Origin of the sequence: Microbacterium sp. Kw_RZR3, assembly GCF_029222405.1 — a bacterium.
Taxonomy (GTDB): Bacteria; Actinomycetota; Actinomycetes; order Actinomycetales; family Microbacteriaceae; genus Microbacterium.
The window spans coordinates 22,269-29,166 of sequence record NZ_JARHXC010000325.1; the positions used below are offsets into that span (position 1 = coordinate 22,269).

Genomic DNA, 6,898 nt, shown 5'->3' on the forward strand with positions numbered 1-6,898 from the left:
ATCAGCTTGTGGCGGCACCGTGCGGGGAAAGGTCGGTCCGAGCACGCCGCGCTCATTCTCGCACGGGCGCGCGGGGAGGCGCGAGCGGCGCGCGAGCGGGGAGGCGCGGGCGGCGCGCGAGCGGGGAGGCGCGGGCGGCGCGCGTGCGGGCACGGCGGCGATCCGGCGAAGGCGCGTGGGGGTTCACCGCCACGGCCCGGCCCGACGGCGCGGCCGGTCCCGTCGACGGGCTCAGGGACCTCCCCACGGCCCAAGGCGAGCGCGGCCGCGGCCGAACGTCGCGCGGCGTCATCCGCACGGCGCGTGTCGGCGGGCCGTGGGAGGATTACGGCGATGTCTGCCACCCTCGAAAACTCCGTCGTCCTCGACGAAGCCGCCGGTGTCGTCCGCATCCTCGATCGCCGCGTCTTCCCCTCTCGCGTGGAATGGGTGGATGCCACCACCCCCGACGAGGTCGCCTCGGCGATCCGCGACATGGTGACGCAGAGCTCGGGGCCGCTGTACGCCGCGACCGCCGGCATGGGCCTCGCCGCGCTGCAGGCGCGCGGGCTCCCCCTCGGCGAGGCGCGCACGGCGCTCGGTCGCGCGGGTCGTTCCCTGGCCACCGCGCGTCCGACGAACGCCCACCCGCGCGACGCGGTTGCCCGGATCCTCGAGGCGGGGAGGGATGCCGACGACACCGACGCCCTCGTTTCCGCCACCCTCGACACGGCCCGGGCCGTCGACCGCGACTACCGCGAGGCGAGCCTGCGCCTGGGCCGTGCGACCCTCTCTCTGCTGCCGGAGTCGCCGCGCATCCTCACGCACTGCTGGGCCGACGCCTACCTCTTCGGACTCGTCACCGCGGCCCGCGAAGCCGGCCGCGAGATCGAGTGGATCGCGACCGAGACCCGGCCCTACCTGCAGGGCGCGCGGCTGACAGCGCATTCGCTGCGCGAGCTCGACCAGAGAGTCACGCTCATCACCGACGGCATGGCAGCCGCCGCGCTCGCCTCGCCGCGGGGCGTCGGCTCCGGACCGATCGACGCTGTCGTGACGGCCGCCGACCGTGTCGCGCTCGACGGTTCCGTCGTCAACAAGGTGGGCACGCTCGCGCACGCGGCCGCGGCGGCGGCGTTCGGCATCCCGTACTACGCGATGATCGAGGCCCCTGACCCGGGCGCGCCCACGGGTGACGACGTCGTCATCGAAGACCGCGACCCGACCGAGGTTCTCGAGGTGCTGGGCCGCCGCACGGCAAGCCCGCTCGTCACCGAGGCCTGGTACCCGGCGTTCGACGTGACCCCGCCGCGTCTCGTGACCCGCATCGCGACCAGTCGCGGCACGTTCGAGCCCTCCCGCGTCGGCGAGCACTTCTCGACCGATCCCGAAGCGAGCGCCGCCGAGCCTCCCGCCCCGGCGCTGCGCCGGCGCCGTTCGCGCGAGAACCCCGCCCCCGTGGCATCCACCGCTCAACCCGAGACCATCGCGTTCCGTCCCGTGAACGCCCGATCCGACGAGGATTCCGAATGACCTCCCTCTCCGCCGACGTGGTCGTGCTCGACATCGAGGGCACCACGAGCGCCGCCGGATTCATCCTGGGCGACCTGTACGACTACGCCCGCCCACGCCTCGACGAGGTGCTCGGCCGCGATGACGAGACGGTCCGCACCGCCCGTGCCGCCGCGATCGCCGAGACGGGCCTGGATGCCGACGCCACCGACGCCGAGGTCGCCGACGCGCTCCGCGGGCTCATGGCATCCGATGTGAAGTCGACGCCGCTGAAGACCATCCAGGGCATCATCTGGGCCGAGGGTTTTGCCGCGGGCGAGATCCACTCGCAGTTCTTCGAGGACGTGCCGCCGCGGCTGCGGGAGTGGCGCGAGGCCGGCATCCGGCTCGCCGTGTACTCGTCCGGCTCGGTCGCGTCGCAGGTGCCGTGGTTCCGGCACGCACCACAGGGCGACCTGACTCCGCTCGTCGAGGACTTCTTCGACACGGTCAGCGCCGGGCCGAAGAAGGAGGCCGCGTCGTACGAGCGCATCGCGTCCGCGCTCGGCGTCGTCCCCGAGCGCGCGCTCTTCCTCACCGACCACCCCGACGAGGTCACCGCGGCGCGTGCCGCCGGCTGGCAGGTCGTCGCGCTGGACCGCGCCGGGGAACCGTGGCACCGGGCATCGTTCACCGCGCCGTCGGTGGCATCCTTCAACGAGATCGAGCTCTCGCGATGACGCTGCCCGCACCCGAGCGGGTGCGCGCGGCCGGGGCCGCCCTCGCCGCCGAGGCCTCGCGATTCTCGGGCTACGGCTGGATGCGCGGCACCTCGGGCAACCTCTCGGTCGTCGTCGACCGCGACCCGCTCGTGCTGGCCGTGACGGCGTCGGGGCTCGACAAGTCCGAGCTCACCGACCGCGATGTCGTGCTGATCGACGCCGCGGGCGAGTCCCTCGACCCCGGCGACCCACGGCCTCCGTCCGCCGAGGCGGGACTCCACGCCCACATCGCCGCCCGGACCGGGGCGAACGCGGTGTTCCACGTGCACGCGTTCGACGCGGTCGTCGCCGGGCACCGGTGGCCGGGCGGCGTCGAGATCCGCGACATGGAGATGCTCAAGGGCATCGGCCACCGCGCGCACGACGAGACCGTGACGATTCCCGTCATCCGCAACCACCAGGACATGACCGTCGAAGCGGCCTGGTTCGACGAGGTCTACATCCCGGGCACGGCCGAGGTGCCCGAGGTCCCTGCGCTCATCGTCGCGAGCCACGGCATCTACGCGTGGGGCGAAGACGTCGCCGCTGCGCGCCGCCACCTCGAGATCACGGAGTGGCTGCTGCGCTTCGCCGTCGCGACGCGCTGAGCGGCGGGCGCCGTCGGGTCGCGCGGGTGGGCGGCGGCTTGGCGCGGTGCGGCGGGCGCTGCTGCGCGGCCGGCGCTGCTGGGCGGCCGGCGCTGCTGGGCGGCCGGGGCCGTCGGGCGGGCGCCGCGGCACGCATAAACGCGATCCACGCGCATAAACACGAGCTCCCCGCGTTTATGTGAGCGGATCGCGTTTATGGGCGGCCCCGCGCGGCGGCCCGGCGACCCCGCGGCGGCCCGGCGACCCGGCGGCGGCACGGCACACAGCACACGGCACACGGCACGCGGCGACCCGGCACCACCGCCCCGAACGGCGGATGCCACGCGCCCGCGCGTCAGCCGAGCAACGCCACCGTGCGCTCGGTGAGCACGCGCGGGTCGGCGTCCTCGAGGCGGGCGGTGCCGAGCGTCCGCGCCGCGCGGAGCACGAGACGCGCCGCGGCCGCGCGCTCGGGCTCGGGGAGCGTCTGGATGTCGGCGACCTTCGAGAACCCGACGATGCGGCGCACGGCTTTCGCCGCGGCGTAGGCGGCGGCGTCCGACCGCACCTGCGCCAGCGTGTGTTCGAGCACCTCGTCGCCGTAGACGCGCGGGTCTACACGTTCGGGCCAGCGGCTCCGGAACTCGGCCTCGAACGCGTCGACGAGTTCCACGGGCAGCCGCAGCAGCGTCTCGGCGGCGGCAGACCGGCCGAGCACGTGCGCGCGCGCCGCCGCGATGACGAGGTTCGCCCACACGGCGCCGAGGTCGAAGCCGGTAGGGCCGTACGTGCCGAACTCCGAGTCGAACGCCCGGACCGAGGCACCCTCGGCGCGCACGAACACCGACCCGGTGTGCAGGTCGCCGTGCATGAGGCTCTGCGTGCTCTCCTGGAAGCGCTGCTTCGCGAGCCCCATCTCGCGCACGAACGCCCGGTCGGCGCGCAACTCCCGCACGTCCTCCTCGTTGGCGGGCAGCCACCCGTTGTGCTCGTGGTCGACGTAGGGCTCGGTGAAGACGAGATCCTCGGTGATCTCGCTGAGCTCGGGGTTGGTCGCCTCGGCGATGCGACGCCGCCGCTCGGGTCCGGGCGTGCCGAACACGCTCGTCGCGAATCCGACGGCGCCGACGTACCGCCCGAGCTCAGCGGCGGCGTAGGGGTGCAGGCGCCCCGCGATCAGCTCTCCGCGCCACACCGCGTGGTCGCTGAGGTCTTCGATCGACAGCGCGAGGTTCTCGGCGTCGAAGCCGTGGAACGCGGGCACGTGCGCGGGGTCGATCTTCTCGTGCACGCCGAGCACGACAGCCTCGCGCGCCGCCCGCTCGCGCGTGAGCGGCCACGACGGATCGACACGGACGTGCGGGAGCGACTGCTTGACCACGACGCCGTTGCCCGCGGCATCCTTCACGATGAAGACGAGGTTCAGATTGCCGTCGCCGACCTCGACGACCGAGACGATGGATGCCGGATCCACCGGCCCCGCCAGGTGCGGGCGGGCGACGAGGTAGGCGGGGACGGACTCGACGGTCAGCTGATCGGTGAGAAGAGTCATGATGCGGTGGTGCTCCCGGCGACGATGGTGGTCTTGCGACGGCGGAACGTGAAGCTGAACAGCAGGGCCACGAGCAGCACGAGGCCCTTCCCGAAGTCCTGGATGTAGTACGGCAGCCCCATCATCGAGAACCCGGTGACCATGACCGCCACGAGCACGGCGCCGAGAGCCGTGCCCCACGCGTTCGGGCGTCCGATGCCGAGCACCGAGACGCCCACGAGCGCGACGGCGACGGCATCCAGCAGCAGGCTGTTGCCGGCCGAGACGTCGCCCTGCCCGATGCGGGCGGCGAGCACGAGACCCGCGATGGATGCCAGGATGCCGCAGCCGATGTACGCCGCGGCGCGGTAGGCCTTCACACGGATGCCGGCGAGCCGCGCGGCCTCGGGGTTCGACCCCACCGCCGCGAGGGCGCGTCCCCAGCGCGTGCGGTCGAGCACGAACCACAGCACGACGGTGAGGCCGAGGAACAGCAGCACGGGAACCGAGACGGGGCCGATCGAGCCGCGATCGAACCACAGGAAGTCGGGGGTGAAGCGGCCGGGCGCGGTCGTGCCGTCGTCGAGGGTCATCTGCGACGAGATCGACTTTCCGTCGACGATGATGAGCTTGAGCCCCACGACGGTGAACATCGTCGCCAGCGTCGCCAGCAGGTCGGGGATGCGCGCGAACACGATGAGCACCGCGTTGATCGCGCCAATGAGCGCTCCCGAGAGCAGCACGACGCCGACCGCGATTCCGCCCACCTGGTTGCCGATGACCATCGTCCACGCGGCGATCGAGACGGCGAAGCCCGCGTTGGCACCGACCGACAGGTCGAGGCCGCCGACCGTCATCGCGAGTGTCACGCCGAGACCGGCGATGCCGATCGGGGCGATGAACTTCAGCATCCCGAAGATGTTCTCGGGGGTCGCGAACGCGGGCTGGGTGACCGCGAAGAACACGATCAGCAGCACCGTGACGGCGACGAAGCCCCATTTCGCGATGGCATCCACGGTCCGGGAGCCGACGCTCGGTCGGGACGGAGCGAGGGCGGTGGTCATGCGGTTTCCTTCCGGTGGCCGGGGTCGTCGAGCAGCGCGGCGACGATGCGCGCACGGTCGAGCCGTCCGGCCGGGGTATCGAGGGCGATGCGGCCCGACACGAGGACGACGATCCGGTCGGCGACCTCGAGGATCTCGTCGACGTCGCTCGAGAGCACGAGCACGGCGGCGCCGGTGGCGGCCCGCTCGCGGACGGCGGTGCCGATACGCCGGCGAGCGCCGATGTCGACGCCGCGGAACGGCTCGTCGAGCACCGCGACGCGCGGTTCGGTGCGGAGCCAGCGGCCCACGACGACCTTCTGCTGGTTGCCGCCCGAGAGATCGTCGACGCGGGCCTCGATCGAGGGGGCGACGACGTCGTAGTCCTCGACCACGGCGTCGGCGGCCGCGCGTTCGCGGCCCGGAGCCATGACGCCGAAGCGCGACAGCGCCCGCAGCACGGGAAGGCCGACCGTGTGGGCGATCGACCACCCGGGTTGGATGCCCTGACGCTGGCGGTCCTCGGGCACGAGCACGACGCCTGCGGCCTGCGCGGCCGCCGGATCCGCCGGTCGGTACTCGCTGCCGTCGAGCCGCAACCGCGCTTCGGTATCTGCACGGACGCCCGTCACGAGCTCCGCGAGCTCGGTCTTGCCCGCTCCGAGCAGACCCAGGATGCCGGTCACCTGGCCGCCGTGCACCGCGAGCGCGAGCGGCCGGCTTCCGGGCAGAAGCCGCGCCCCCTCGACCGAGAGGACTTCCGCACCCGCGGGGAGCGGCTCGTCCACGTGCTGTTGGAGCTCGGTGGGGACGCCCAGCATCGCCTCGAGGGCCGCGTGCCAGTCGAACGGACGCTCGGCCTCGAGCTCGATGCGTCCGTCGCGGAGCACCACGATCCGGTCGGCGAGACGCTCGATCTCACCGAAACGGTGGCTCACGAACAGGATCGCGAGCCCCTCGTCGCGAAGCACCCGGAGCACCGCGAACAGGCGATCGGCTTCGGCGGAGGTCAGGGCGGAGGTGGGTTCGTCGAGGATCAGCAGGCGCGGCGTCGAGCGCAGGGCGCGGGCGAGCACCACGAGCTGGGCGTCGGAGGTGCCCAGGCGGGCGGCATCCGCTCGAAGGATCTCGTCGGACCACGACAGGCCGAGACGCTCGAGAGCGGCGCGCGCCACGCGTTCGGACTCGATCCGGCGCACGACACGATGCCCGGCGCTCGAGAAGTCGGTGAGCCCGAGGTTGTCGGCGACGCTGAGACCCGAGACGATCCCGTCGGCGATGCGCTGATGCACCGTCTCGATTCCGGCGCGACGGGCGCGGGCGGGCGAGGTCAGGCGCTGGGTCGATCCACCGACCGCGATCTCGCCGGTGTAGGCGGCATTGGCGCCCGAGACGGCCCCGATGAGGGTCGACTTGCCGGCGCCGTTGGTGCCGAGGAGCGCCGTGATCGTGCCCGGGCGGAGCGTGAGCGACACGTCGCGCAGCACCTGATTGCTGCCAAAGCGT

The 6,898-nt window shown here is 73.0% G+C and carries 6 protein-coding genes; 3 read left to right on the forward strand and 3 right to left on the reverse strand.

Annotation, left to right across the window (positions count from 1 at the left end):
* Positions 1 to 333 precede the first annotated feature (333 nt).
* Genes P2P98_RS17925 through mtnB form a run of 3 tightly spaced genes read left to right on the forward strand, consistent with a single transcriptional unit; the run spans position 334 to position 2,839 of the window.
* The gene (locus tag P2P98_RS17925; RefSeq protein WP_275801628.1) at positions 334 to 1,512 is read left to right on the forward strand and encodes a hypothetical protein; all 1,179 of its coding nucleotides are present in this window, start codon (positions 334 to 336) and stop codon (positions 1,510 to 1,512) included.
* A complete protein-coding gene (gene mtnC / locus P2P98_RS17930) occupies positions 1,509 to 2,210 on the forward strand; it encodes an acireductone synthase (RefSeq protein WP_275801629.1) in 702 nt (233 codons plus the stop codon). Before P2P98_RS17925 ends, mtnC begins: the two co-directional genes overlap by 4 nt.
* On the forward strand, positions 2,207 to 2,839 hold the full coding sequence (gene mtnB, locus P2P98_RS17935; RefSeq protein ID WP_275801630.1) for a methylthioribulose 1-phosphate dehydratase: 633 nt from the start codon (positions 2,207 to 2,209) through the stop codon (positions 2,837 to 2,839). The genes mtnC and mtnB overlap by 4 nt, the downstream gene beginning before the upstream one ends.
* 334 nt (positions 2,840 to 3,173) lie before the next feature.
* On the opposite strand, the gene mtnK is transcribed toward mtnB, so the two are convergent.
* From mtnK to P2P98_RS17950, 3 genes are all read right to left on the reverse strand, one after another.
* Complete coding sequence (gene mtnK, locus P2P98_RS17940) at positions 3,174 to 4,370, reverse strand: S-methyl-5-thioribose kinase (RefSeq protein WP_275801631.1); 1,197 nt, start codon at positions 4,368 to 4,370, stop codon at positions 3,174 to 3,176.
* Complete coding sequence (locus P2P98_RS17945; protein ID WP_275801632.1) at positions 4,367 to 5,413, reverse strand: ABC transporter permease; 1,047 nt, start codon at positions 5,411 to 5,413, stop codon at positions 4,367 to 4,369. Before P2P98_RS17945 ends, mtnK begins: the two co-directional genes overlap by 4 nt.
* The coding region (locus P2P98_RS17950; protein WP_275801633.1) for a sugar ABC transporter ATP-binding protein at positions 5,410 to 6,898 on the reverse strand (1,489 nt) is incomplete at its 5' end. The genes P2P98_RS17950 and P2P98_RS17945, both read right to left, overlap by 4 nt.

What these genes read in the sequence shown, in the direction of transcription:
- mtnC (WP_275801629.1), top strand. Translation starts at nt 1,509, where the DNA reads ATGACCTCCCTCTCCGCCGACGTGGTCGTGCTCGACATCGAGGGCACC.
- mtnK (WP_275801631.1), bottom strand. Translation starts at nt 4,370, where the DNA reads ATGACTCTTCTCACCGATCAGCTGACCGTCGAGTCCGTCCCCGCCTAC.
- mtnB (WP_275801630.1), top strand. Translation starts at nt 2,207, where the DNA reads ATGACGCTGCCCGCACCCGAGCGGGTGCGCGCGGCCGGGGCCGCCCTC.
- P2P98_RS17925 (WP_275801628.1), top strand. Translation starts at nt 334, where the DNA reads ATGTCTGCCACCCTCGAAAACTCCGTCGTCCTCGACGAAGCCGCCGGT.
- P2P98_RS17945 (WP_275801632.1), bottom strand. Translation starts at nt 5,413, where the DNA reads ATGACCACCGCCCTCGCTCCGTCCCGACCGAGCGTCGGCTCCCGGACC.